We start from the raw sequence: 25,259 nt of genomic DNA on the forward strand, positions 1-25,259 counted from the left end.
GCGACGATGCGGGCGGCGACGCTGGAGGAGACCTCGATGAAGAAGCTGATCAACGACCCAAAGAACGTCGTCACGGAGTCGGTGGCCGGCTTCGGACTCGCGCACGCCGACCTGGTCCGGGTGGTGTCCGATCCGCTGGTCGTGATGCGAGCGGACGCTCCCCGGCCGGGCAAGGTCGGCATCCTCAGCGGGGGCGGCAGCGGGCACGAACCGCTGCACGCGGGCTTCGTCGGATTCGGGATGCTCGACGCCGCCGTTCCCGGCCCCGTCTTCACCTCGCCCACTCCCGATCCGATCGTCGCGGCGACGCAGGCCGTGGACGGCGGCGCGGGCGTGCTGCACATCGTGAAGAACTACACCGGCGACGTCTTGAACTTTGAGACCGCCGCCGACCTCGCCGGCGCCGAGGGGATCGAGGTCCGCAGCGTGATCGTGGACGACGACGTCGCGGTCAAGGATTCCCTGTACACCGCCGGCCGACGCGGTGTGGCGGGCTCCGTCCTCGTCGAGCGGATCGCGGGTGCAGCGGCCGAGCGGGGCGACTCCCTCGAGGAGGTCGCGACGATCGCCGAGACGGTGATCGCGAACGTGCGTTCGATGGGCGTCGCCCTCACTCCGTGCGTCGTCCCGCACGCCGGCGAGCCGAGCTTCGAGCTGGGCGAAGACGAGATCGAGATCGGCATCGGGATCCACGGGGAGCCGGGCCGCGAGAAGATCGCGCTGGAAGCCGCCGATCGCATCGTCGACCGCATCCTCGGCCCGATCCTCGAGGACCTGCCCTTCTCCTCCGGCGACGACGTGCTGCTTCTGGTGAACGGGATGGGCGGCACTCCGCAGATCGAGCTCTACCTCGCCTACCGTCGGGCTGCCGAGGCGCTGGCAGAGAAGGGAATCACGGTTACCCGCAGCCTCGTCGGCAACTACACGACCTCGCTCGAGATGCAGGGCTTCTCCCTGACGGTGCTGAAGCTCGACGACGCGCTCACCGCGCTGTGGGACTCCCCGGTGCAGACGGCGGCGCTGCGCTGGGGACGCTGAGGGGCGACGCGCACACCATGATCGGGACCAGAGCCGCGCAGGCGGCGCACGAGGAGGAGACGACGATGCAGGAGTCACAGGAGTCACAGGAGTCACAGGACGCCGGGCTCGAAGGGGCGTGGGCGACGGCGTGGATCCGCCTCGCCGCCCAGGCGATCGCGGAGCACCGGGTCGAGCTGATCACGCTGGATCGGGCAATCGGCGACGGCGACCACGGCGAGAACATGGACCGTGGCTTCCAGGCCGTCGTCGCAAAACTCGCGGGCGCACCCGAACCGGCAGCACCGTCGGACGTGCTGAAGCTGGTGGCGACGACCCTCATCTCGACCGTCGGCGGTGCGTCCGGTCCGTTGTTCGGTACGGCGTTCCTCAAGGCCTCCGGCGCGGTCGCGGGTCGGGACGTCCTCGAGGGTGCGGACGTCGCGGCCCTGCTGGCAGCGGCACGGGACGGCATCGTCCTCCGCGGCAAGGCTGAGGTGGGCGATAAGACGATGATCGACGCCTGGACGCCGGCGGTGGACGCCGCCACAGCATCGGCCGACGCAGGCGCCTCCCCCGCAGCGGTCCTCGCCGCAGCGGCCGAGGCGGCGCAAAGCGGAGCCGAGTCCACGGATCCGCTGGTCGCCCGGAAGGGGCGCGCCAGCTACCTCGGCGAGCGCGCTGTCGGACACCGCGATCCGGGCAGCGTGTCGACGGTGCTGCTGCTGCGCGCGGCGGCCGAGGCAGCGGAGTGAGCGTCGGCCTGGTCCTGGTCTCGCACAGCGCCCGCCTGGCCGAGGGGCTGGTCGAGCTCGCGCGGCAGATGGCGGCGACGGTCGCGCTGGTGCCGGCCGGCGGGACGGATGAGGGCGGGATCGGCACCAGCTTTGAGCGTATTACGGCGGCGCTCGGCGAAGCCGACTCCGGCGAGGGAGTCGTCGTGCTCTGCGACCTGGGCTCGGCGATCATGACGGCCGAGACGGCGATGGAGTTCCTCGATGACGAGATGCGCTCCCGGGTGCGGATCGCCGACGCTCCGCTGGTCGAGGGCGCCGTCGCTGCCGCCGTCGCAGCGGGAACGGGAGCGCCACTGGACGAGGTGCTCGCCGCCGCGGAGTCTGCCGGGGGTGATGTGCCCGCTACCGCCGAGAGCGAGCCCTCCGACGAGCGGGTGCAGCGCCGTGTCCGGCTGATCAACCCGAACGGACTGCACGCCCGGCCGGCCGCCGACTTCGTGCCCCTCGCCGCGCGCTTCGACGCCCGCATCGACGTGAACGGCAAGGACGCCACGAGCCTGCTCGGCGTGATGTCGCTGGGGCTGGACCGTGGCGACGAGGTCGTGCTCTCGGCGACCGGGCCCGAGGCCCAGGAGGCAGTGGGTCGGCTCGGCGACCTGGTCGAGTCTGGCTTCGGCGAGGTTTAGCAGATGGCCCTGCGTGGAACCCGACCCCCATCCGTCCTGCTCCGCCGGCTCGTCACGGTTCCGCGCGTCGTGCGCCGGGCGGATGCACGCGCGGCTCGCCGTCTGAACGCGCGGCGCTCCTCGCCCCTGATCGACGGTGCCCTCGTCGGGCTCTCCCGCTCCGCCGACCACGGCCTGCTCTGGGTCGGCGTGGGTGTGCTGCTCCTGCTGGCCGGTCGCCCGCGCGAGGCTCTGCGCGGGACCGCGTCGCTGGCCGCTGCCAGTGCTCTCGCGAACGCGGTCGGCAAGCGGCTCTTTGGTGGCGATCGACCCCTCCTCGTCGACGTCCCGGTCGGTCGGCGTCTGGCGACGGTGCCGACCTCGGCGTCCTTCCCCTCGGGTCATGCGGCGAGCGCCGCCGCCTTCGCCGCGGGAGTGGCGCTCGAGTCGCCGCGGGTGGGTGCGATCGTCGCTCCGCTCGCCGCCGGGGTTGCGTTCTCGCGCCTGCATGTGGGAGTCCACTGGCTCTCGGACGTGCTCGGCGGCGCGGTGCTCGGCGCTGCGGTCGCGGTCCTCGGCAGGCTCGTCCTGCCCGCCGAGCCGCGCCATGTCCCGGTCTCGGAGCGCTCGCTGCGGCCTCCGGTGGACCGCAGCCCACTCGGCGACGGCGCGACGCTGCTCGTGGTGCTCAACCCCAGCGCGGGACGCGACTCGCACCGGTCCGACCCTGAGCCGCTGATCCGCGGACGTTTTCCGAAGGCGCGAGTGCACCGGCTCGCCGATGGCGAGGATCTCGCCGAGGTGGTGCACGCGGCCCGCGCCACACAGGCTCCGCCGACGGTGCTCGGGATCTACGGCGGAGACGGCACCGTGTCGGTCGGCGCAGCGCTCGCCCGTGCCGAAGGGATGACTCTGCTCGTGCTGCCGGGCGGAACGATGAACCACTTCGCGAAGGCGCTGGGGCTGCTCACTGTTCAGGACGCTCTGGACGCGGCGACGATCGGCGAGCGCCGGGACGTCGATGTGGCCGAGGTCGTCGCCGACGGGGGAGACCCGGTGACGGTGTTGAACACCGTCTCGATCGGTGTCTACCCCGAGTTCGTCGCGGCCAGGGAGACGCGCGAGAAGCGGATCGGCAAATCGCTCGCCGCAGTGATCGCGGCCTTCTCCGTCGTCCGACGTACCGACCCGTTCGAGCTTCGGCGCGATGGACGCACGCAGCTGGTCTGGTCATACTTCGTCGGCGTGAACCAGGAGCACCCTCGCACGGCTGCTCCGTTGGCACGGCGACGGCTCGACGACGGCCACCTCGATGTGCGCATCCTGCACGCGGGACGGACTCCGCGTACTCGCGGCGCGTTCTCGCTCCTGCTCGGCCGCACGGCCACTCCAGTGCTCGGGCGCGTGCCCGGCTGGCGGTCGCCGGTGGTGGAGTCGTTCTCTACGCCGGAGATCGCTGTCGGGGCGCGCAGGCCCGCGGGGGACGACCCGGAGTGGGCGCACGACGGCGAGACGGAGTGCTTCGACGGGTCCCGAGACGGCTTCGACGAGGCCGTGGTGCGGATCGTCCCGCTCGGCCTGCGCGTGTACGCGACGGCGGACGGAGGGCGCACCGCGCGGCCGTGAAAGGATCGGCAGGACCCGCCCGCGACCGCACGGAGTGAAGCATGCACGATCTCGAGATCCTCCGGCTGTTGCGAGTCGCGCTCGGGGACATGGTGGTGACCGAGGGGCCGGAGTTCGACGGAGTGCACACCGACAAATCGGGCTACGCCGCACAGGGGCGCGCGCTTGCGCTCGTCACGGCACGCAGCATCGCCGATGTCCAGGCGGCCCTGCGCTTCGCGACGCAGTACCGGATCCCGGTAGTGCCGCGTGGGGCGGGGACGGGGCTGGCTGCCGGGGGAGTCGCGAGCGAGGGGGCCCTCGTGCTCTCGACCGCCGCGATGGACCGGATCCTCGAAGTGTCGCTCGAGGACGAGCTGGCGGTCGTCGAGCCCGGCGTGATCAACCAGGCGCTCTCGGACGTCGTGGCGCCGCACGGACTGGTGTTCTCGCCCGATCCCGCGAGCAAGGCGATCTCGAGTATCGGCGGCAACATCGCGACCAACGCGGGCGGACTGCTGTGCGCCAAGTACGGCGTGACCCGGGAGGCGGTGCTCGGCCTGGCCGTCGTGCTCGCCGACGGCCGCCTCCTCCGCACCGGCCGACGCAGCGTGAAGGGTGTCACCGGTTACGACCTCACCGCGCTGCTGACGGGCTCGGAGGGGACCCTGGGCGTGATCGTGGAGGCGACAGTGAGGCTGCGGCCGATCCCGAGCGGCGGCATGGTGACCGTCGGCGCGTACTTCCCGAGCGTGGTCGCCGCAGCCGCCGCCTCCGCCGCGATCACTGCCGCACGGCTCCGACCCGCGGTGATGGAGCTGATGGACGAGGCGGCGCTCGCTGCGATCGCGCGCTACACAGGTGCAGCGCTGAACCGCGGGGCGGCCTACCTGCTCGTGCAGGCGGACGGCGGCGCAGCGGCGGAGGAGTCGCAGCGGATCCTCGAGATCATCACCGCGTCCGGAGGCGTCGCTGAGGCGACCGAGGATCCGGCCGAGGGCGAGGCGCTGCTGGCCGTCCGCCGAGCCTTCCACCCGGCGCTCGAGGCCGAGGGCCGGGTGGTGATCGAGGACGTCTGCGTCCCCCGCTCCGCGCTATCGGCGATGTTCGCGGCGATCCGAGGCATCGAACAGCGCACGGGGCTCGACATCCCCACGGTCGCGCACGCGGGAGACGGGAACCTGCACCCGAACTTCGTGCTGCCCGCGGGCAACGACCCGGTGAGCGAGGAGGTGTGGGCGGCGGCGGCGGAACTCTTCCGCACCGCCCTGTCCCTGGGCGGGACGCTCACGGGCGAGCACGGCGTGGGTCTGCTCAAGCGGCGTTGGCTGGCGCAGGAGCTGGGCGAGGACTCGATGGCTCTCCAGCGAGGCATCAAGGAGGTGTTCGACCCGCTGGGGATCATGAATCCGGGGAAGGTGCTCTGACGGGCTCGGATCAGTCGCCCAGGCGGCGCAGGAACGGGGCCGAGACCGCCTCGGCCACCGTAATCACGTTCTCGGCCAGTGCCCGCTGCCGTGATCGGCGTCGGGGCGGATCGGGATAGGTGGCCGTCGGGTCGAAGACGGGGGAGTTCTGCAGCTCGGAGGAACGGACTATCCGGGCGGCCTGGAGCTCCGGGTCGGCCGGCGGGGTGAGGCCGCGCCGCCGGTACCACTGCTCGGCCGAGCCCTTCTCGTGCCCGAAGAGCACGGCGTCGGGGCCGCTCGCCGCCCGCACTGCCAGACGCCCTTCGACCTGCTGAGCCGTCCGGTATTGGTAGTGCCGCAGCCGGATCCGCGTGGTCGCGGGATGCGCGAGTCCGAGCGGCCACACGGTGTGCTGCGGCCAGAGCGTGCGTGGGCGGTGCTGCACGAAGCGAATCTCGGAGTGGTTGCAGAGGTACCAGGACATCGCGGAGTGGTCCGGTCCGCTCTCCCGCTCGCGGGCGAGATCCTCCTCGGTGAGAAAGAACTGGAACGATGCGCTGAAGACGTGGTCGACGCGGGAGGGCAGGCCCTCGAGGAACCGCCTCGGGTCGTCGAGGTAGAACTCGTCGGCGTCGAGACGGCACCACCAGTCGCCCGGTGCCGAGAGGTGCCGGAAGTCGGCGAAGATCTGCTGGCGGAGCGAGTCTCGGAACCGCCCGAGGAAGCGGCCCCAGAGCACCACGCGCTCCTCGGAGGCGGCGAGCCGCTCCAGCGTCTCCCACGTCCCGTCGGTGCTGCCGTTGTCCATCACCAGGACCAGATCCGCCCAGGACAGCGCGGCACGGATCACGTCCTCGACGATGTCTGCTTCGTCTTTGACCGTCATCGCGGCGAAGATCTTCATCGCATTGCTCCACTTTCCCGCGCCGGTGTCGGCGGTCGGGTCTACCCGACCGTCGCTCCGGGTCGCTGGTGAGAGTAGGCGGGCGGAGGCGCTCCGAGGGGCCGCAGGCGCGGGGAGGGGAGTTCGAGGCGCGAACCGTGGGCATCAGCCAGAACAGGATCGTCTCGCGCCACGAGCCGACGGAGTCCAGCACGGGCATCGGGTGCGAGGGCCCAGCCAGCGGCGACTCCGAGGCCGACCAAGCGTAGGTCGAGCGGCAACCCGTCGAGGCCGAGCGCGCCGGAGACGGCAGGAGAGCGGCCCACCAGAGGGTGGGCGATACCGGACTCGAACCGATGACCTCTTCCGTGTGAAGGACTCGGAACCTGCTGCGCAGCGGGTTCCATACGGTGATTTCGTTGCATCTGCTGCGGGGATTGGTCGTCGTTTGCACGGTGGGGGTGCGCCGGGGGTGCGCACGATATGACCTCCACGGGCACATCTGGCCTACCGTCCGATGATGTCCTCGCCGCGATCCGCTCGCACATCTGCGCTCGTCCGTACGAGGTCGAGCCTGGCCGGTTCATTCGGTGTCAGTCTCGCCGTACAGCGGTGTGTCCGTCGTGCGCTGGTCTATATCGTGGCGATTGGCAGCGCATCGCACGGTCGGGCATCTACGACGCCGACGGGCACCCGCTCCCGTTGTACAAGTACTTCTTCATCACGCTGTCCGCTCCATCGTTCGGCTCGGTGCATCTGGTGCCGAAATGGGAGCGCGATGCGGGCAAGCGTTGCAAGTGCGGGCAGACTCATGGGCACGATGACGTGCACCTACGCGGGCTGCCGATTGATCCGGATTCGTACCGGTATGAGGATCAGGTGCGGTGGCACGGGGCGCTCGGGCGGCTGTGGAAGTCGGCGGCTGCGGCGATGCGGCGGCTCTGCCCGGATGCGGAGTATTACGCCGTACGAGAGTTACAACACCGCATGGCGCTGCACCTCCACATCGTCTTGAGAGTTCCTGTGGGGGCAGCCGTCGATGCCGAGACGATGGGACACGCTGCGCGTATGGCGACAGCGACGCATCCCGTTACGGGCGAGGTTGTCGAGTGGGGCAAGCGGGGTGTGCAGGATCGAGAGATTCGGGCGCGAGTCACGGAGTCGGATGACGTGACGCCGGACATGTCGCGGGCTGCTGCACGCATCGTCTCGTACGTTTCGAAGTGCCTTGCGTATTCGACCAAGGACATCACGCCGGGGGAACGTGACGAAACGGCGACGCCTGAGCGGGTCGAGTTCGTCAAGCGGATGCGACAGGCCGCGCGGATCGGTGTGCGTTGCGTGGACTGCCCTCCTGGCGGGCCATCGGATTGCCCTCGACGGGCGCATGACAACCTCGGATATGGCGGCCACGTCGTGACGGTTTCGCGTCCGACTGAGCAGCGCGAGGGATGGAGCCTGTCGCACCTAACGCGGAAGCGATTGAGGGAGGAACGCGCGGCCTGGATGGAGGCGAATCGGCCTGCTGACGTCGGCGGCGGATTGAGTGACGGTGATGTGAGGTTGGCGGAGTGGCTGGCTGAGCAAGCGGCGCGGCGTGCTCGTGAGGCTTGGAGCGCGAAGCAGCACGCGCGGGCACCGTAACTCTGCGCACCGGGCATGAGGGTTGGCGGCTACGGCTGTCGGCCCTATTTGGCGTGCTTGGTTTGCGTCGTCGTCGAGGGCAAGGGCCGCTTGCGGCGCGCGGCAGCACTGATGCGGTCGGAATTGACGGGGAAGCGGCCCCAGACAGGGCGGCGTGACCCTGCGGGCGGGGTGCGTGTGCGCCGCGAACGGCCGAAGGCCGCACGCGCAAGGCGCACACGCTCACCCGCACGGGCGCGTCAGCGCCCGTCTTGTTCGTGTGGGGCGTCTTTTCCCGGCAAGGCCGGATACGCGTCAGCGCCCCCCCCGATATGGGGACGCCGGTCGCTGGCCCGATCGGAATGAGCGCCTACTGCCGAAGTCCGGCAACTTCGTCGTAAGTCAGTCCGTCGACGGTGCCGAACAGGACTCCGTAGACCTTCTTCGCGTCTACTGGGTCGAGTCCGATATCTCGACGCGCTAGCGCGATTGCTTCGGTAGTAAGCATGGCCAGCTGCGCTTTGCGCGGTCCGAGTTCAAGCGTGACGGTGGCGTTGGCATCTCCGAGCGCTGCGCGCTGGCGAGCAATTTCGTCTCGATATTCTGCGCCAATAGCGTCGATTAGGAGTGTTCTGTCCGCGAGCTTGTCAAGTAACTCGGACGATCCCCACGTCACAATATTTGCGCGCATCGGGAGATCGACATCTTGGAGATTTAGGCCTTGCATTACTACCGCGGTCGCGTTTGAGATGAAGCTTTCAAGAGCATCACGGGACTTCTCATCAACTGCCTGGATGCGCACGTCCGACCAAGTTTGAACGCCGAACACTGCCGCAGCTGAGGCTAGCGATGCGGGTACGGCGGTGGTCGCGAACCCGATCAAGGCGGGGTTGTCCGAGAGTAGTCCGACTATGAGTAGGGCAATTCCGCCGGAGAAGGTCAGCGTGGCTGCGCCGGTGACGATGGTTCGCAGGGCTGTCTTGCTTGGATGTCGCACTGTATGGCCTCTTCCGCTCAGACTGAGTGTATCGTCCGCGTTCTCTCGGTTAGGCCCGCATCCCGGCAACGAAAAGCCCCTGACCTGCGAACAGGCCAGGGGCAGAGGACGCGCCGATTAGTCGGGTATGTCGTCATGTGTCAGCGGGTCGTGTGCCCACCGACCGATGGATGCTTGCCCGACCGTGCCGATGGGGGTTGCCGTCGGGTCGTCAAGCGTGCCGTTGAGTGCACGGGCAGCTTCGCGTTGTGAGAGGTGGCCTCCCAACAGCGCGACCTCAACTGTGAGGCGCTGCGCAATCTCGGCATCACGTCTAACGATGGCGAGGCTCGACAACGCGTCACCCAGGCGCTCGCGCGAGGTGCGGCCCTTCGCAGTCACGACTTCGCCCATCGCTTGCCTCGCCGTCGCGATAATGCGCTCGAAGTATGGCGCGAGATTGCTGGGATCGTCGGCCAGTCCGGGCGCGACGTAGTTGCGTGCTGGTTGATAAGTCGGAGGAAGCTCGTTCGCGCTCATGAGGCAACGCTAGCAGAGCGCGCCAGTTTGGTGCAGATGAACGTGCAAGAACGTTGCGAAGACGAGCAATCAACAAGATTCGTTGAACCAACACGGTTCGACGTGGTACGTTGCAGTGGTGAACCAAACTGGTTCACCAGGACGAGAGGAACACCATGTTCAAGATTGATGAGTCTGAGGACATCCGGGCGCTGTCGTTTCAGCCGAAGATCGCGGATCGCAAGACGGGTGAGCAGAAGATCGACCGGGTGAGCAACCTGCCCGTGTGGTCGGTGACTGCGCTGAAGATGAGCGATGACCCACTGGAGAAGCCGGAGTTGATCACGGTCTCTATAACGTCCCGTACGGAGCCGGAGATTCTGCCGCTGGCGACGGGCTTCGAGGGCCTGGAGGTCGGCAACTATGCGATCCCCGGCGACGGTGGCGGCATTCAGGCTGCTGGACTGTTCTTCCGGGCATCCGCTCTCGTGGCGTTGGAGGCGTGATCATGTCGAAGCTCGTTCAGGTCGGGCGTCGCGTGACGGTTTGTGCGTTTGCTGCTGCGGCGGTTGTGGTGCTGGCGGCGTGTTCGGCGGCTGCGCCCGTTGAGGTGGATACTCCGGCGCGGGAGGGCACAGAGGTGCAGATTCGCTCACTTCCTGGGGACGAGTACGGAATTCGTCTCGGTGAGGTGGTCGAAGGCAGCGAACCGGGAACGGCAAGGGCTGAGGTGTGGCTGCCATCGTATGGGGGCGGCGGGGTTTGGTTCCGAGTCTCGACTGTCGAAGGAAATTCACCGTTTCTAAGCACTCTGTGTGAGGGAGCGGTGCTGTTCTGGGGCGAGATTCGTCTTGATGGTAGTGACGCCTGCGGATACTCCGTCGCGATGAAGGGCGATCTACGAGAGGGTGTGACGCTCTCACTGAACGATGTTCCGGCGAATTCGTCGGTGCACTACGAGGTGGAGGTTCGCTCTCTGGCAGACGGCACCGGCTACCAGCCGGAGCTTCGCTCGGTGTTCATGATCGGCAAGTTGATTCCCTCGGGGTCTGCACGATGAGCGCCCTGCTGAGGTCGTGGGGTTGGTGGCTAACGAAGGGCGTCGGGCGCTCCCTTCTCGCGTTCGGGTACACCGCCGCCTATGTTGTCATCGTCGTCGCATCGCTCATGCAGGCGCGCACGAGCGTGGCGGCACTGCTGCTCGCGATTGTGTTGCTGGCTGCGGGTGTGGCTGCCCTGATTTGGTTTCCGAGGTTCGCACCAGGGGTTGGTGATTGGCGGCGCTGGCTTAGAGCGCGGGCTACTCGTCGTGCAGCGGTGCAGGGCTACCGGCATGCCGTGGGGATGCGACTGATCCCGGCGCTGTCGGATGACGACTACGAGTGGGCGAGGCGGAGGCCGGTGAAGCGGCTGCCTTCGGCGCGTTTCCGTGTGATGCCGGATTGGGTCGTGCTCACGGTGGCGCAGACTCAGGCCGCGACGACGGATGAGTTGGTCAAGCGCGCTGAGTCGTATGCTCCGGTGGTGGCGGCGCCTGCTGATTGGGTGACGGTGCAACGACAGACCGATGCCGTGGTGCGGATCGTATGGCGTCGCGCTGCCCCGGTCGATCAGCTTGCTGAGAGCATCCCGTTCCAGGTGGGGCCGGCGTCGGCTGATCCGATTGCGCCAGTGCTGGTGGGGCGCACGGACGCCGGCGCTGAGTACCGGGTCAACGTGTTCGACCGTCAGACTCTGGTACTTGGGGCGTCCGGTGCCGGAAAGGGTTCGTGGCTATGGTCTACCGTCCTTGCGCTGACGCCGCATATCAAGGCTGGGACTGTCGAAGTCTGGGGAGCCGATTTGAAGGGCGGCGTGGAGCTGTCAGCCGCGTTGCCGATGTTCGCACGTACGGCGACCACGTTCGAGCAGGCAGCGGAGATGATCGCCGCGCTGCGTGCCGAGGTGGATCGGCGGCTCGAGCACATGTTGTCAGTCGGTTCACGTAAGCATGTGCCGACGCCGGAACAGCCCGCCCGGCTGATGATCTTCGACGAGTTCGCTTCGCTGGTCTATAGCGCTCCGAGTAGCAAGGAGAAGGCTGCGGTTGAAGCTGATATCAAGTCGATCACCTCGCGCGGACGAGCAGCCCGGGTCTGTTTGCTCGCGTTCGGCCAGGATCCTCGTGCTGACTCACTACTGGCACGTCCGCTGTTCACGAACGTCGTAGGCCTTCGGTTCCGGACTGCCGATGATACGAAGCTGGCGATTGGTCCGGCTGCGTATGATGCGGGGGCCAAGTGCGAGTTGATCCCGCAGTCCACGCCTGGCGTCGGGTACGCGATGGATGAGGAGTCGGGGACGGTGCAGCGCGTGCGGGCGTTCTGGGTGTCGGATGAGGTGCTTGCTGAGGCCTCGGCAGACATGGAGCGGTTCGCGGCCCTGCGGGAAGGGGCGGCATCATGAACGCTGCACCTGACGATCTGACGAACTACTCGCTGGAAGACTTGAACGCCTTCATTCGGCGCATGGAGCTCGGTGCGATAGCTGCGGCGATGCGCGGTCAGGGTCCGGAGGCTGCCGACACGCTGGGTGAGCTTTACGAGCTTCGGGACCGTGTTTGGGAGCGTCAGCGTGCGCAGGAGTGGGAGCTTCAGCGTGAGTGTGACTGGCACGCAGAAATTGAGGCTGCGGCTGACCGCGAGTTTGAAGAGGGGCGCGATGATGACTGATCACACGGCCTCGTCAGATGACCGGTTGTTTATTTCTGAGCGCGATCTCGCGGCGCATTTGGGGTGCCACCCTAGTACCCTCACGAGGCTTGCTCAGCAAGGCAAGCTCCCGGTGCAGCCGGTCTATGTCGGGCATCGCCGCGTGTACCCCCGCGCGGCAGTTGAGAAGCTGGCGGGGGTGGCGTGATGGCATTCGTTCGTAAGACGGATGCGGGCCGCTGGCGGGGTATCGCCAAGCGAGGTCGGGTGGTGCTGGGATCGCGCACTTTCGATCTGCGCCGCGACGCAATCGCGTGGGCCGAACGTACGGAGGCGCAAGCGGTCGGCGGTGTCGACCTGCGGGCTGGGAAGGTGCTGATACGCGATCTGCTGCCGGAATGGCTGGAGCATCGTCGGGCGACGGTGACGCCACAGGCTGCGGCGACGGACGGTCAGTTGATTCGGCTCATGTCGCCGTCGCTGGGGGCGCGTGCTGTGGCCTCGGTGCTACCGGTCGATGTCGAACGTTGGTACGTCTACCTGCGTCAGCATCAGCATCAGTCGGACGGGTCGATGAAGCGCTATCGCGGGTCGCTGTCGGCGTTCTTCGCGTGGTGCATCGCTGAGGGTCGCACGGCACAGAATCCGGTGACCGCATCACGGCTTCCCGCGCCAGTCGGCCCGCCGTCCGAGATGCGTCCGCTCTCTGAGGCTGATTTGTTCGATGTAGTGGAGAAGGTGCGCGCACGCTGCGAGCATTGCGCTGACCTCGTGACGGTTCTCGCCTGGACCGGAGCAAGATTTGGGGAGGCCCGCGAGCTTAGAGTGAAGGACGTCAGCGAGCAGCCCACGCCGTCGCTACGGGTCGCGCGGAGCCGGTCAGAGGGCGAGCCGGTCAAGAGCACGAAGGGCCGTCGAGTTCGACGTGTGCCGCTCGCCGAACCAGCCTGGGCGATCGTTCGCGAACTCATGCGCTTGAAGCGTCCGGATGACTTGTTGCTGACGGGTGAGCACGGCGGGCAACTTTGGCGGTCGCAGTTCCTGCGTTCGTCGGGCTTCACGGAGGCCTCGGGCGGGCGTCGAATTCACGATCTACGGCACACGTTCGCCACGCTGGCTCTGGCTCGTGGTGTCGATCTAGCGACGGTCTCCAAGTGGCTCGGACACGGGTCGGTGTCGATCACGGATCGGTACATGCACTACCTCGGCACCCAAGCTGATATGGCTGGCCTGGCGCTGCTGAATAGCGGCGGGGGTGCGCCGGGGGTGCGCGTCGATGAGAGCGAGGCGGGGCTATGAGGGCGGCGAAAAGCCCTTCTACCAAGCGGCAGAAGGGCTGTTCGGATGGTGGGCGATACCGGACTCGAACCGATGACCTCTTCCGTGTGAAGGAAGCGCGCTACCAACTGCGCCAATCGCCCAGGGGGACGTGCTGGACGACCCGAAAGATGATCGTAGCGGATCCGCGGGGTCCGGATACGCCACGCTCACCCGCCACGCCCGGGAGAACGGGCGGCGACGAGCGGGTTTCACGCGGAAAGCCGCGGAACCGACGTCCGGTGACGAGATCGGTGCCCGCTCGATTTGGAAACCAGCACTCGTGTCGTATACATTCTTCTAGGTCGAGCCGGGCAGTGAAAGCGCCGGGGAGATGAGTATTAGCACCAGCAACACCAGCACGACCTACATGCGGATGTGGCGCAGCGGTAGCGCATCACCTTGCCAAGGTGAGGGTCGCGAGTTCGAATCTCGTCATCCGCTCGAACATCGGTCTCCGGGCCGTTGTCATCGGGAAAGCACCCTCGGGTGCCTCCCACCACGTCGGCCTTCGGGTCGCCGACACCGAATCCCGTACACGGTGGATTGGCCGAGAGGCGAGGCAGCGGCCTGCAAAGCCGTCTACACGGGTTCGAATCCCGTATCCACCTCGATCGTTCACCGAACGAGGAGCTCTGCACGGAGCAGCGGGCGATTGGCGCAGCGGTAGCGCGCTTCCCTGACACGGAAGAGGTCACTGGTTCGATCCCAGTATCGCCCACCACGAGACCCCCACCGCCAGAACCCTCGGCGGTCGGCCGGGCGGCAGCGGAGAGCATCGTCCGAGGCGTTTCGACAGCGCCGGTATCGAGCCTCCGGGAGGGATGCGCCCGTGATAGTGCGGCACATCGGCGGACGAGAGTTCGATTTCGAGCGGCAGGTCGCCGTCATGGCGGTCGTGAACCGCACCCCCGACTCCTTTTACGACAAGGGCTCCACTTTCGCCCTGGACAGCGCGATCCAAGCGGCGGTGCGCGCCGCGGAGTCCGGCGCCGACTGGGTCGACATCGGTGGGGTGCCCTTCGGCCGCGGCCCGGCCGTCTCGCTGCAGGAGGAGCTCGACCGGGTCGTCCCGGTCGTAGCGGGTATCGCCGAGCGGAGCGACGTGGTGGTCTCGGTCGACACCACGCGCGCCGAGGTCGCCCGCTCGAGCATCGCAGCGGGGGCCGGCGTGGTCAACGACACGAGCGGGTTGCACGATCCGGGGATGCTCGATGTCGTCGTGTCCTCCTCCGCCCAGCTCGTGATCACCCACAGCGTGGGCGCCCCTCGCAGCGAGCCCGAGCGGCCCGAGTACAACGATGTGGTGGCGACGGTCGTCGACTATCTGCGCAGCCGCGTTGAGCTCGCACTCGCCGGTGGAGTGCCGGCCGAGCGGATCATTGTCGACCCGGGCCACGACCTCAACAAGAACACCCTGCACACCCTCGAACTCACTCGACGGCTGGGCGAGGTGGCCGCGCTGGGCTTGCCGGTCCTCGCGGCGGTCTCGAATAAGGACTTCATCGGCGAGGTGCTGGACCGGCCGCAGGGGGAGCGGCTTGAGGGCTCGCTCGCTGCGGCGGTGATCTGCATCCTCCACGGCGCGCGGATCATCCGGATGCACGACGTCCGCCAGGCGGTGGACGCGGTGCGGCTGACGGAGGCGGTACTGGGCTGGCGTGCGCCCGCCTTCCTCCGCCACAATATGGGGCCGGCCGCGTGAGCACACGCATCGACGGACTCGTGCCCACGGGTCGCGACCTCTCGGACGAGGCCCTGCTGGCCCTGTACGCGAACGGGACGGGCGCGGAGTGGCTCCGGGTCAATTTCGTCGCGAGTATCGATGGAGCGGTCACCCGCGGCGGAGTCTCCGGTGATCTCGGCGGCGAGGCGGACCTGCGCGTCTTCGACCTCCTCCGTCGGCTCGCCGACGTCGTGCTCGTCGCGGCGGGCACGGTGCGGATCGAGGGTTACGGGCCGATGCTCCTCGCCGACGAAGCGGTCCGCGCTCGGCGGAGCGCCGGGCTGGCGCCGCACCCGGTCTTCGCGATCGTCTCGGGTTCGCTCGAGCTCGACCCCGGCTCGCGCATCTTCACCGAGGCGCCGGTGCGCCCCGTGGTGGTGACAATCGGATCCGCCCCGGTGCGCCGCCGAGCAGAGCTCGCTGAGGTGAGCGACGTGCTGATCTGCGGCGAGGAGCGGCTCGACGTGCGGCGGATGCGGGCGCAGCTCGCCGAGCGCGGACTGGGCCGGATCCACTGCGAGGGCGGCCCGTCATTGCTGGGCGCCCTCCTCGCCGAGGACGCCGTCGATGAGCTCTGCCTCACCGTCAGCCCGACGCTCGAGGCGGGGGACTCTGGGCGACTCGTGAGCGGGGACGTCCCCGGACCACGCCCGCAGCACCTGGCGCATGTGCTCAGCGCCGGCGACACGCTGCTGCTGCGCTATCTGCGGTGGCGCTGATCTGCGGTAGCGCTGATCTGCGGTGGCGCTGATCCGCTCTACTCGCGGCGGCGTTCGTTCTCGTCACGTTTGGCTTCGGAGGCGGGGCGCGCCGCAATCACGGGGTGAGCGCCCGTAAAGCCGTCGCGGGCGGCGGTGATGGACAGGATGCGTGGCTTGGCCACGTTCCAGCCGACGATGAGGGCCGGGACACCGATCACGGCGACGATCCCCACGGTCCAGGTGCCCGTCGGGAAGTCGATGGCGATCAGGACGACGACGATCACCAGGAAGGCCAGGGTGATCCACGAGCTGACGGGAGCACCCGGCATACGGAAGGAGGGGCGCTGAAGGCGGCCCTGGGCGGCCCAGCGCTGGAGCTGCATCTGACAGAGGACGATCATCGCCCAGCCGGTGACGATGCCCAGCGCCGAGACATTGAGGACGATCTCGAACGCTTCCGCCGGCACGAAGAGGTTGAGCACGATGCCGACCAGGGTGATGCTCGCGGTGAGCAAGATGCCGCCGTAGGGGACTCCCTGCTTGTTCATCCGCCCCGTGAAAGCGGGAGCGGAGCCGTTGAGGGCCATCGAGCGCAGGATCCGGCCCGTCGAGTAGAGTCCGGCGTTGATGCTCGAGAGCGCGGCCGTCAGGACGACGAAGTTCATGATCGATCCCGCGATCTCGCCCGACGAGCCGTCGCCGAGCGAGCTGAAGAACGTGACGAACGGGCTCTCGCCCTTCGAGTAGGCCGTAAAGGGCAGCAGCAAGGTCAGCAGCAGCACCGAGCCGACGTAGAAGACGGCGATGCGCAGGATGACCGAGTTGATCGCCCGAGGGATCACCTTCGCCGGCTCGGCGGTCTCGCCCGCCGCCGTGCCGACCAGCTCGACGCCCGAATAGGCGAAGACGACTCCCTGGACGACCAGCACGCTCGCGATCAGACCGCCCGGGAAGACGCCGCCGTTGTTGTGCCACAGGCTGATCCCTGGATCGACAGTGACGGTACCGGTCTGCAACGGCCAGCCCGCGGCGAGGACGACGACTCCGATCAGGAGGAAGACCACCAGCGCGGTCACCTTGATGAGCGCGAACCAGAACTCCAGCTCGCCGAAGACCTTCACCGAGACCAGGTTGAGCGAGAGCACCGCGACCAGCGCGATCAGGGCGAGCAGCCACTGGGGCACGGAGGAGAACAGCGACCAGTACTTCACGTAGAGGGCCACCGCGGTGACGTCGGCGATCGCTGTCATCGCCCAGTTCAGGAAGTACATCCAGCCCGCCACGAAGGCGGCCTTCTCGCCCAGGAACTCGCGGGCATAGGAGATGAAGGACCCTGAGCTTGGCCGGTGCAGCACGAGTTCGCCGAGCGCGCGCAGGATGAGGTAGGCAAAGATGCCGCAGACCGCGTAGACCACCACGAGCGAGGGGCCCGCGGAGGCGAGACGGCCACCCGCGCCGAGGAAGAGACCGGTGCCGATCGCGCCGCCGATAGCGATCATTTGCAGCTGTCGGGGCTTGAGGCCTGGCCGGTAGCCCTCCTGCTCCCTGGAGAAGTCGGGCTGCGCCGGCTCAAGGTCGTCGTCGCTCTGCGTCAAGGGGGTTCCTTCGTCACCGGGCGCGTGGAGCGGCTGCTCCAGCACGCCCAAAAGGGTAGGGGCGGGCTATTTGCAGGATCCAATTGGCGCGCGATGCGGCTTGCAGATGTTTTCCCGGTCCTGCCGCTCACCCTGGGGGCATGGGTGGACCGTATCTGACACGGCGACCCTCACTCGAGGGCTTCCGGATCCCTGAACTGGCGCGTATTTTGCACGGCGGGACCGATCCGGGCTCGTCTGGCGCGACCGACTCGACGGCCTAGCCTTCCGCGTGGCCGAGGGCTCCCTGCGCTGGAATGCGCTCTCAACGGGCGTGAATCTTAGGCGCGAGATCGCACATCTGCGCGGACTGAAGGGCCGAGTCATCGTGCCGCGGATCCTCGCCGAGGTCGGGTCGCGCCCGACGACGAGCCTTCTGGCCAGCCGAGTCCTGACTCAACCCTTCTCCGCGTCCTCGCCGTGGTCGTCGGCGTCGCCGCGGTTCTCGCTGGACAAGCGCAGCCAGCGGCCGTCGCGGACGTCCTTGTCGTGCGCCGCCGCCTTCTTGTCACTCGCCGCCGTGTCGCGCGGGGGGAGCTGGACGGTCTCCTCCGCCTCGATGCCGGCCTGGAGCTCACGGCCGCGCTCGAGTTCCGCGTCGAACTCGGCTCCGAAGAGCAGAGCGATGTTGGTGATCCAGACCCAGAGCAGGAACACGATCACCGCTCCGAGCGAGCCGTAGGTTGTGTTGTAGTTGGAGAAGTTGGCCACATAGAACGCGAATCCGGTCGAGGCGATCAGCCAGATCGCGAGCGCGACGATCGAGCCGACGCTGATCCACCGAAACTTCGGCTGGCGGATGTTGGGCGCCCAGTAGTAAAGGATCGCGATGATCACGACGGCAATGATGACCAGCACCGGCCATTTGGCGATGTTCCACACGGTGAGTGCGGCGGGGCCCAGGCCCACCACGTCACCGACGGCCGAGGCGACGGGCCCGCTGAGCACCAGGATCAGCGCGGCGACGACGATCAGGACGACGGTCACGACAGTGACACCGAGCATCGTCGGGCGGAGCTTCCAGAACGGACGGCCCTCGTCGATCTGGTAGATGCGGTTCATCGCTCGGCCGAAAGCGCCCACATAGCCGGAGGCGGACCAGATCGCGCCGACGACACCCGTCACGAAAGCAAGACCCGCGGCGGAGGAGCTGGTCAGTGCCTGGATCGGGTCGCGCAGCAGGTCGACGACCTGGCCGGATGCGAGGTTACCGATCAGGTCGAGGACCAGGTCGGTCGTGGCCTGCGCCTGGCCGAAGAGTCCGAGCACTGACACGATCGCCAGCAGGGCCGGGAAGAGCGCGAGCACGGCGTAGTAGGTGAGCGCGGCGGCGAGGTCGGTGCACTGGTCGGCGCCGAACTCCCGCGCCGTCTTCTTGAGGACGTAAAACCAGGAGCGCTTGGTGATGTCGGTGATGGCATCCGGCTTGCGGGAGTCGTCAGGATCGGGCGCAGTCTTCTCGCGGGTCGTGCTCTGCTCGGCCATGCCGACACGCTACGGGTCCGACAGATGTCGCACGGCCCCCTTGACTCTCCGACCGGTCTGACTCTCCGACCGGTCTGAGTCTCCGACGGGTCTGGCTCTCCGACGGGTCTGGCTCTCCGACCGGTCGCGTCGATGGTCACGCTCGGCGCTGGCGCGCCGCGGCGAGGGTCCCGAAGAGGAGGAAGGAGCTGGTGGCGGCGAGCACCGTCACCAGCGGCGCCTCCCAGCCCCCGCTCGCGTCGTGCGCGAATCCGATGACGGTGGGCGCTGTCGCCGCCACCGCGTAGCCGATGCCCTGCACCGTGGCCGAGAGTCGTGATGCGTGCGCGTCCGAACGCGAGAGCCGCACCACGAGAACGAACACCACCGTGAATCCGCCGCCCTGCGCTGCCCCGCCCAGAAAGCACCAGAGGGCCCAGAGCTGCGGTGCCAGCAGCAGCCCCGCCGGGACCGTGCACCAGAGCAGGCCTACCAGCACGATGCTGCCCAGGGCCCTCAGTCGGCGCACCAGGAGCGGCACGCCGAGGGCGCCGGCGACCGCCGCGAGCTGGAACACGGACGCGCTCGCTCCGGCCGTCGCGCTCGAGAAGCCGTTGCGGTCGACCAGCAGCGAGGGCAGCCAGGCGGTCACTCCGTAGTACGAGAACGCCTGGCTCGAGAAGCAGAGCGCGAGGGCGAGCACGGTGGCGCTGCGGAAGATGCGCGGGCGGGCGCGGCCGGCCCCGGGCGGCGCGGGCGGGGCGCGGCGCCGGCAGCAGGGCTGCCCGGGGCCGACAGCGAGGAGCCAGCCCCCGAGCGCGAGCGCGTTGAGCGCGAGCCAGACGAGCAGGGCGCTACGCCAGCCGAGGGCCACGGCGAGCGGAGCGGTCCCGAGGGAGGTGATCGTGGACCCGACGTTGAGGGCCGCGGTGTACACGCCGGTCGTCAGCTCGATGCGTGCGGGTGGGACGTCGCGGCGGATCACGACGGGGAGGACGACATTGCCGATCGTGATGGACACGCCGATCAGGATCGTTCCCGCGACGACGGGCACGACGTCGCCGACCGAGCGCACGACCGTGCCGAGTGCGACTCCGAGCACCGTGACGGTGACGGCGGCGTCCGGCCCGGCCCGGCGGATCACCAGCAGCGCGAGTGGGGTCGCCAGGGCGAAGCACAGCACAGGGATGCTGGTGAGGATCCCCGCTTGGCCGGAGGAGAGCTGAAGGTCCTCCCGTACCGCGTCGATCACCGGTGCGACCGCGACGATCGGTCCGCGCAGGACCAGGGCGGCGAGCGCGACCGCGACGACGACGAGCCAGGGCGCGCTCCGGCGGGCGGTCAACCGGCCAGGCCGACGAGTCCGCCGGAAAGGTTGCCGGAAAGCCCGCCGGAAAGGTTGCCCACGAAGGTGAACACCCCCGAGACCAGACCGACAATGCCGGTGACCAGCCCGCCGGTCGCGAGTCCGCGTCCGGCGCCCACTGTCGCCGCGGACGTCCGCCCGCGCACCGAGAACACGATCGCCAGGATCGACGGGATCAGCAGGGGATTGATCAGCAGGCTCAGGATCCCGAGCACGAGGCTCGTGAGCGCTATCGGGTTGCGCCCGGCCGAGGAGGACGGCGCCGACGGGTAGGCGTACAGCTCCTGCTCCGGGGTGCCCTCGGGCACGCCGTCTGCGGGACCGGGCGCGGGCACAGCGGAGTCGTCGGGCATGCGCTGATTCTAGGGCGGCGCCGGAGCCTGCCTGCGTCCGAAGGCGCGACGGAATGGCCTCGACTGCGCCCCGATGACGAGACGAGCCCCACCGAGCGGACCCGGCTCTGCCCGCAGGGCGTCCGGGGAGATGCAGGAGGAGAAGGTGCTCCTGCACCAGCTGGAGCGCAGCTCACTGGTCCTTCCCGGTGCCGACAGCGACGAGCTGGCCTGCGCCCTGCGAGCACTCGGCGCCCGGGTCTGCGACGCGCTCGCCTAGAGCCCGCCGCCGACTCGCCCGCCGCCGACTACAGTCGAGGGGTCAGCCGAGCCCGAGGAGTGCCCGTACGTGTCGAACGAACCGTTGAATCCCGCAGAGAACGAGTCCCACGCGGTCGTCACCGAGGCGGGTACGGGATTCACGCACTTCACCGACCGGGCCGTGGTCGCCATCCGCATCAACGGTGAGCTCAAGGACCTGGCCGCCGACGTCGTCCCCGGCGATCGCATCGAACCGGTGCTGATCTCCTCGCCCGATGGTCTGAACGTCCTCCGGCACTCCGCCGCTCATGTGCTCGCGCAGGCCGTGCAGCAGATCAACCCGGAGGCGAGGCTGGGCATCGGCCCGCCCATCACCGACGGCTTCTACTACGACTTCGATGTCGAGGAGCCCTTCACGCCCGAGGCGATGAAGGCGCTCGAGAAGGCGATGGACCGGATCGTGCGCCAGGGCCAGCGGTTCGTCCGCCGCGTCGTCACCGAGGAGGAGGCGCGCGCCGAGCTCGCCGGTGAGCCCTACAAGCTCGAGCTGATCGGCATCAAAGGTGGCGGAGCCGAGGACGAGAGCGTCGAGGTGGGCGGCGCCGAGCTGACCATCTACGACAACGTCGACCCGCGCTCGGGTGAGACGGTGTGGAAGGACCTCTGCCGCGGCCCGCACCTGCCCAACACCCGCATGATCGGCAACGGCTACGCCCTGACCCGCAATGCGGCGGCGTATTGGCGCGGCTCCGAAAAGAACCCGCAACTTCAGCGCGTGTACGGCACCGCCTGGCCCACGAAGGACGAGCTGCGCGAGTACCAGGCCCGGCTCGAGGAGGCGGCCCGCCGCGACCACCGCAAGCTCGGCCACGAGCTCGATCTGTTCTCGTTCCCGGACGAGATCGGCTCCGGCCTGGCGGTGTTCCACCCCAGGGGCGGGATCATCCGCTACGAGATCGAGCAGTACATGCGCGAGCAGCTGCTCGCCCACGACTACGAGCTGGTCTACACGCCCCACATCACCAAGGGCGACCTGTTCACGACTAGCGGGCACCTCCAGTGGTATTCCGAGGGGATGTTCCCCCCGATGCACCTCGACGAGCTGCAGGACGAGGACGGCAACGTCACCCGCCAGGGCCAGGACTACTACCTCAAGCCCATGAACTGCCCGTTCCACAATCTGATCTTCCGCTCGCGCGGCCGCAGCTACCGCGAGCTCCCGCTGCGCCTGGCCGAGTTCGGTACGGTCTACCGCTACGAGAAGAGCGGCACGCTGCAGGGCCTCACCCGCGTCCGCGGACTCACCCAGGATGACGCCCACATCTACGTCACGCAGGAGGACGTGTCGGCCGAGCTGACCCGCAACCTCGAATTCGTGCTGCAGGTGCTGCGCGACTACGGCCTCGACGACTTCTACCTCGAGCTCTCCACCAACGAGGAGGGCAACCCGAAGTTCGTCGGCGCGCCCGAGCAGTGGGAGGAGGCGATCGAGTCGCTGCGCGCGGTCGCCGTCGCCTCCGGTCTCGAGCTGGTGCCCGACCCGGGCGGAGCCGCGTTCTACGGCCCGAAGATTTCGGTGCAGGCGCGCGACGCGATCGGCCGCACCTGGCAGATGTCGACCATCCAGCTCGACTTCAATCAGCCCGAGCGCTTCGAGCTCGAGTACACGGCGTCCGACGGATCCAAGAAGCGCCCGGTGATGATCCACCGCGCGCTCTTCGGCTCGATCGAGCGCTTCTTCGCCATCCTCACCGAGCACTACGCGGGTGCATTCCCGGTCTGGCTGTCGCCGGTGCAGGTCGTGGGCATCCCGATAGCCGACGAGTACCTGCCCTACCTCGAGGACGTCGTCGGTGAGCTCAAGCGCTCCGGGATCCGCGCCGAGATCGACTACTCCAGCGACCGGATGCAGAAGAAGATCCGCAATGCCACGCTGCAGAAGGTGCCGTTTCAGATGATCGTGGGTGAGAAGGACCGTGACGCCGGGGCCGTCAGCTTCCGATTCCGCGACGGGACGCAGGAGAACGCGATCCCGGTCGCCGACGCTGTCGCGCGCATCCGTGAGGCCGTCGCCACGAAGGCGCAGGTCTGAGCGTGCCCGACCTCGTGCCCGACGGCGCGGAGGGCTCCGCGCACCTCGCGGGCGTGCCGGATGAGTTCCAGCGGCTGTGGACGCCGCACCGCATGGTCTACATCCAGAAGGGACAGCTAGGCCAGAAGGGACAGCTAGGCCAGAAGGGACAGCTCGGCCAGAAGGGACAGCTCGGCGCCGACGACTGCCCCTTCTGCGTGGCCCCCACGCTGAGTGACGAGGAGGCCCTGATCGTTGCTCGCGGGGAGCACGCCTACGTGCTGCTCAACCTGTTCCCCTACAACTCCGGCCACCTCCTGGTCTGCCCGTACCGGCACATCCCGCTCTACGACGAGGCCACTGCGGAGGAAGTGGCCGACATCGGGTCGCTCACTCAGACGGCGATGCGCGTCGTGCGCTCGGTGTCGAACAACGACGGCTTCAACCTCGGAATGAACCAGGGCGCGGTCGCCGGAGCCGGGATCGCCGCGCATCTGCATCAGCACGTCGTTCCGCGGTGGGCGACCGACGCCAACTTCTTCCCGATCATCGCCCGCACGAAGGCGCTCCCGCAGTTGCTCGGCGACGTGCGCACGAGCCTTGCAGCGGCCTGGCCGGCCCGGTAGGCCCGGCCGCCCCGGTAGACTGGGACGCCGCATAGAACAGGACTCGCGAACATGACCGACACCACCACTTCGTCCTCGTCCGCCTCGGAGCAGTTCGGTTCGAGCCGCGTCAAGCGCGGTCTCGCCGAGATGCTTAAGGGCGGCGTCATCATGGACGTCGTCAACGCCGAGCAGGCCCGCATCGCGGAAGAAGCCGGCGCGGTCGCCGTGATGGCGCTCGAGCGCGTCCCCGCCGACATTCGCTCGCAGGGCGGAGTCGCGCGGATGAGCGACCCCGACCTGATCGACGGCATCGTCTCGGCCGTCTCGATCCCCGTCATGGCGAAGGCGCGCATCGGCCACTTCGTCGAGGCGCAGATCCTGCAGGAACTCGGCGTCGACTACATCGACGAGTCCGAGGTCCTCTCGCCCGCCGACTACGTGAACCACATCGACAAATGGAACTTCACCGTCCCCTTCGTCTGCGGCGCGACCAACCTGGGCGAGGCGCTGCGCCGCATCACCGAGGGCGCGGCGATGATCCGCTCGAAGGGTGAGGCCGGCACGGGCGACGTCTCCGAGGCGACCAAGCACATCCGCACCATCTCGGCCGAGGTCAACCGCCTCAAGGCGATGACGAAGGACGAGCTCTACGTCGCGGCCAAGGAACTGCAGGCGCCCTACGACCTGGTCGCCGAGATCGCGCGGACCGGCAAGCTCCCCGTCGTCCTCTTCACCGCTGGCGGGGTCGCGACTCCGGCCGACGCGGCACTGATGATGCAACTGGGCGCGGACGGCGTGTTCGTCGGGTCGGGCGTCTTTAAGTCGGGTGAGCCCGCCAAGCGTGCGGCCGCGATCGTGAAGGCGACCACCTTCTTCGACGACGCGAAGGTCGTCGCGGAGGCCTCGCGCGGCCTGGGCGAGGCGATGGTCGGCATCAACGTGGCCGATGTGCCCGCGCCGCACCGCCTCGCCGAGCGTGGCTGGTAGCGGCGACGCGCCCCTCGCGGGTGCAGGACTGACGCGGGAGTCCCTCGACGGGCTCCGCGTCGGTGTCCTCGCACTGCAAGGCGATGTCCGCGAGCACGCGCACGTCCTGCGCGAACTCGGCGCCGAGGTGCTGCTGGTGCGCCGTCCGGAGGAGTTCGCGTCCGTCGCGGGCCTGATCATCCCGGGCGGCGAGTCGACGGTGATGGACAAGCTCTCGCGGCTCTTCGGACTCGCGGAGCCGGTGGCCGACGCGATCGAGGCCGGTCTGCCCGTCTACGGCACCTGCGCAGGGCTGATCATGCTCGCGGACCGGGTGCTCGACCGGATCGACGGCCAGCGCAGCTTCGGTGGCCTGGACGTGTCGGTCCGCCGGAACGCCTTCGGCAACCAGCTCGACTCCTTCGAGACCGACCTGGATGTGCCGGCGATCGGCGATCCTCCTGTGCACGCGGTCTTCATTCGTGCGCCGGTCGTCGAGGAGCTGGGGGAGCGGGCGACCGCGCTCGCGAGCGTCGCCGACGGTCGCGTCGTGGCGGTCGAGCAGGGCAATGTGCTCGGCACGGCCTTCCATCCTGAGATCACCGGCGACTACCGCTTCCACGAGCTGTTCCTGCGGAAGGTCGCGGCGACGCGCTTCGGCGCCTGACACCCCCGCGGGTCGTCCGGCC

General features: G+C 68.4%; 26 protein-coding genes and 4 tRNA genes. 22 read left to right on the forward strand and 8 right to left on the reverse strand.

Annotated features, from left to right (window positions below; translation table 11 throughout):
* Window positions 1-36: 36 nt before the first annotated feature.
* The 5 genes from dhaK (at window position 37) to C1O28_RS05050 (ending at window position 5,451) form a co-directional block, all read left to right on the forward strand.
* A complete protein-coding gene (gene dhaK, locus C1O28_RS05030) occupies window positions 37-1,038 on the forward strand; it encodes a dihydroxyacetone kinase subunit DhaK (protein WP_097167080.1) in 1,002 nt (333 codons plus the stop codon).
* Window positions 1,039-1,103: 65 nt separating this feature from the next.
* Window positions 1,104-1,772, forward strand: a complete 669-nt coding sequence (gene dhaL / locus C1O28_RS05035; protein WP_097167081.1) for a dihydroxyacetone kinase subunit DhaL — start codon at window positions 1,104-1,106, stop codon at window positions 1,770-1,772.
* Window positions 1,769-2,440 (forward strand): dihydroxyacetone kinase phosphoryl donor subunit DhaM, encoded by a 672-nt coding sequence (gene dhaM, locus C1O28_RS05040; protein ID WP_127821439.1) that lies wholly within the window; start codon window positions 1,769-1,771, stop codon window positions 2,438-2,440. The genes dhaL and dhaM overlap by 4 nt, the downstream gene beginning before the upstream one ends.
* A 3-nt stretch (window positions 2,441-2,443) precedes the next feature.
* Window positions 2,444-4,045, forward strand: a complete 1,602-nt coding sequence (locus C1O28_RS05045) for a bifunctional phosphatase PAP2/diacylglycerol kinase family protein (RefSeq protein ID WP_097167026.1) — start codon at window positions 2,444-2,446, stop codon at window positions 4,043-4,045.
* 41 nt (window positions 4,046-4,086) lie between these two features.
* Window positions 4,087-5,451 carry an FAD-binding oxidoreductase gene (locus C1O28_RS05050; RefSeq protein WP_097167027.1) on the forward strand — a complete coding sequence of 455 codons (1,365 nt, stop codon included), beginning with the start codon at window positions 4,087-4,089 and terminating at the stop codon, window positions 5,449-5,451.
* A gap of 10 nt (window positions 5,452-5,461) precedes the next feature.
* Here the strand turns inward: C1O28_RS05050 and C1O28_RS05055 are convergent, their stop codons facing one another.
* Entirely contained in the window at window positions 5,462-6,337 is an 876-nt protein-coding gene (locus C1O28_RS05055) for a glycosyltransferase family 2 protein (RefSeq protein WP_097167028.1), read from the reverse strand.
* A gap of 462 nt (window positions 6,338-6,799) precedes the next feature.
* On the opposite strand from C1O28_RS05055, the gene C1O28_RS05060 reads away from it, so the two are divergent.
* Window positions 6,800-7,960 carry a replication initiator gene (locus C1O28_RS05060; protein ID WP_097167029.1) on the forward strand — a complete coding sequence of 387 codons (1,161 nt, stop codon included), beginning with the start codon at window positions 6,800-6,802 and terminating at the stop codon, window positions 7,958-7,960.
* 349 nt (window positions 7,961-8,309) lie between these two features.
* Here the strand turns inward: C1O28_RS05060 and C1O28_RS05065 are convergent, their stop codons facing one another.
* The gene (locus tag C1O28_RS05065) at window positions 8,310-8,936 is read right to left on the reverse strand and encodes a hypothetical protein (protein ID WP_127821440.1); all 627 of its coding nucleotides are present in this window, start codon (window positions 8,934-8,936) and stop codon (window positions 8,310-8,312) included.
* A 117-nt stretch (window positions 8,937-9,053) separates the two neighbouring features.
* A complete protein-coding gene (locus tag C1O28_RS05070) occupies window positions 9,054-9,455 on the reverse strand; it encodes a hypothetical protein (protein WP_127821441.1) in 402 nt (133 codons plus the stop codon).
* A gap of 155 nt (window positions 9,456-9,610) precedes the next feature.
* On the opposite strand from C1O28_RS05070, the gene C1O28_RS05075 reads away from it, so the two are divergent.
* From C1O28_RS05075 to C1O28_RS05095, 6 genes are read left to right on the forward strand one after another with little or no spacing between them, the layout of a single operon-like run.
* Window positions 9,611-9,940, forward strand: coding sequence for a hypothetical protein (locus C1O28_RS05075; RefSeq protein ID WP_097167031.1), 330 nt, complete (start codon window positions 9,611-9,613; stop codon window positions 9,938-9,940).
* 2 nt (window positions 9,941-9,942) lie between these two features.
* Window positions 9,943-10,494 (forward strand): hypothetical protein, encoded by a 552-nt coding sequence (locus tag C1O28_RS05080; protein ID WP_127821442.1) that lies wholly within the window; start codon window positions 9,943-9,945, stop codon window positions 10,492-10,494.
* On the forward strand, window positions 10,491-11,879 hold the full coding sequence (locus tag C1O28_RS05085) for an FtsK/SpoIIIE domain-containing protein (RefSeq protein ID WP_097167032.1): 1,389 nt from the start codon (window positions 10,491-10,493) through the stop codon (window positions 11,877-11,879). The genes C1O28_RS05080 and C1O28_RS05085 overlap by 4 nt, the downstream gene beginning before the upstream one ends.
* On the forward strand, window positions 11,876-12,145 hold the full coding sequence (locus C1O28_RS05090) for a hypothetical protein (protein WP_097167033.1): 270 nt from the start codon (window positions 11,876-11,878) through the stop codon (window positions 12,143-12,145). The genes C1O28_RS05085 and C1O28_RS05090 overlap by 4 nt, the downstream gene beginning before the upstream one ends.
* On the forward strand, window positions 12,138-12,332 hold the full coding sequence (locus C1O28_RS16050) for a helix-turn-helix transcriptional regulator (protein ID WP_419866660.1): 195 nt from the start codon (window positions 12,138-12,140) through the stop codon (window positions 12,330-12,332). Before C1O28_RS05090 ends, C1O28_RS16050 begins: the two co-directional genes overlap by 8 nt.
* Window positions 12,332-13,423: a tyrosine-type recombinase/integrase gene (locus tag C1O28_RS05095; protein WP_097167034.1), complete on the forward strand. Its 1,092-nt coding sequence runs from the start codon at window positions 12,332-12,334 to the stop codon at window positions 13,421-13,423. The genes C1O28_RS16050 and C1O28_RS05095 overlap by 1 nt, the downstream gene beginning before the upstream one ends.
* Before the next feature lie 46 nt (window positions 13,424-13,469).
* Here C1O28_RS05095 and C1O28_RS05100 read toward each other — a convergent pair.
* A tRNA-Val gene (locus C1O28_RS05100) sits at window positions 13,470-13,545 on the reverse strand.
* Window positions 13,546-13,813: 268 nt separating this feature from the next.
* Between C1O28_RS05100 and C1O28_RS05105 the strand changes: the two genes are divergently transcribed.
* The 5 genes from C1O28_RS05105 (at window position 13,814) to C1O28_RS05125 (ending at window position 15,886) form a co-directional block, all read left to right on the forward strand.
* A tRNA-Gly gene (locus C1O28_RS05105) sits at window positions 13,814-13,885 on the forward strand.
* Between the two features lie 96 nt (window positions 13,886-13,981).
* Window positions 13,982-14,052: transfer RNA gene (locus tag C1O28_RS05110), tRNA-Cys, on the forward strand.
* Window positions 14,053-14,090: 38 nt separating this feature from the next.
* A tRNA-Val gene (locus tag C1O28_RS05115) sits at window positions 14,091-14,165 on the forward strand.
* Between the two features lie 108 nt (window positions 14,166-14,273).
* Complete coding sequence (gene folP / locus C1O28_RS05120) at window positions 14,274-15,146, forward strand: dihydropteroate synthase (RefSeq protein ID WP_419866658.1); 873 nt, start codon at window positions 14,274-14,276, stop codon at window positions 15,144-15,146.
* Complete coding sequence (locus tag C1O28_RS05125) at window positions 15,143-15,886, forward strand: pyrimidine reductase family protein (RefSeq protein WP_097167035.1); 744 nt, start codon at window positions 15,143-15,145, stop codon at window positions 15,884-15,886. The genes folP and C1O28_RS05125 overlap by 4 nt, the downstream gene beginning before the upstream one ends.
* 38 nt (window positions 15,887-15,924) lie before the next feature.
* Here the strand turns inward: C1O28_RS05125 and C1O28_RS05130 are convergent, their stop codons facing one another.
* The 4 genes from C1O28_RS05130 to C1O28_RS05145 all read right to left on the reverse strand — a co-directional run bounded on the left by C1O28_RS05130 (window position 15,925) and on the right by C1O28_RS05145 (window position 20,685).
* Window positions 15,925-17,463, reverse strand: coding sequence for an amino acid permease (locus C1O28_RS05130; protein ID WP_237398130.1), 1,539 nt, complete (start codon window positions 17,461-17,463; stop codon window positions 15,925-15,927).
* A 435-nt stretch (window positions 17,464-17,898) separates the two neighbouring features.
* A complete protein-coding gene (locus C1O28_RS05135; protein WP_097167036.1) occupies window positions 17,899-18,987 on the reverse strand; it encodes a YihY/virulence factor BrkB family protein in 1,089 nt (362 codons plus the stop codon).
* Window positions 18,988-19,123: 136 nt separating this feature from the next.
* The gene (locus tag C1O28_RS05140) at window positions 19,124-20,311 is read right to left on the reverse strand and encodes an MFS transporter (RefSeq protein WP_127821443.1); all 1,188 of its coding nucleotides are present in this window, start codon (window positions 20,309-20,311) and stop codon (window positions 19,124-19,126) included.
* The gene (locus C1O28_RS05145; RefSeq protein WP_097167038.1) at window positions 20,308-20,685 is read right to left on the reverse strand and encodes a DUF4190 domain-containing protein; all 378 of its coding nucleotides are present in this window, start codon (window positions 20,683-20,685) and stop codon (window positions 20,308-20,310) included. The genes C1O28_RS05140 and C1O28_RS05145 overlap by 4 nt, the downstream gene beginning before the upstream one ends.
* A 73-nt stretch (window positions 20,686-20,758) precedes the next feature.
* On the opposite strand from C1O28_RS05145, the gene C1O28_RS05150 reads away from it, so the two are divergent.
* From C1O28_RS05150 to pdxT, 5 genes are all read left to right on the forward strand, one after another.
* Complete coding sequence (locus tag C1O28_RS05150) at window positions 20,759-20,944, forward strand: hypothetical protein (protein WP_127821444.1); 186 nt, start codon at window positions 20,759-20,761, stop codon at window positions 20,942-20,944.
* Window positions 20,945-21,028: 84 nt separating this feature from the next.
* Window positions 21,029-23,017, forward strand: coding sequence for a threonine--tRNA ligase (thrS, locus tag C1O28_RS05155; RefSeq protein ID WP_097167084.1), 1,989 nt, complete (start codon window positions 21,029-21,031; stop codon window positions 23,015-23,017).
* 2 nt (window positions 23,018-23,019) lie between these two features.
* Window positions 23,020-23,622: an HIT family protein gene (locus C1O28_RS05160; protein WP_243392079.1), complete on the forward strand. Its 603-nt coding sequence runs from the start codon at window positions 23,020-23,022 to the stop codon at window positions 23,620-23,622.
* A 51-nt stretch (window positions 23,623-23,673) separates the two neighbouring features.
* On the forward strand, window positions 23,674-24,591 hold the full coding sequence (gene pdxS, locus C1O28_RS05165; RefSeq protein WP_097167039.1) for a pyridoxal 5'-phosphate synthase lyase subunit PdxS: 918 nt from the start codon (window positions 23,674-23,676) through the stop codon (window positions 24,589-24,591).
* Window positions 24,581-25,237, forward strand: a complete 657-nt coding sequence (pdxT, locus tag C1O28_RS05170; protein ID WP_419866659.1) for a pyridoxal 5'-phosphate synthase glutaminase subunit PdxT — start codon at window positions 24,581-24,583, stop codon at window positions 25,235-25,237. Before pdxS ends, pdxT begins: the two co-directional genes overlap by 11 nt.
* Window positions 25,238-25,259: the final 22 nt, after the last annotated feature.

The sequence above is a fragment of the Rathayibacter rathayi genome, assembly GCF_004011095.1.
In the GTDB taxonomy this organism is placed as follows: domain Bacteria; phylum Actinomycetota; class Actinomycetes; order Actinomycetales; family Microbacteriaceae; genus Rathayibacter; species Rathayibacter rathayi.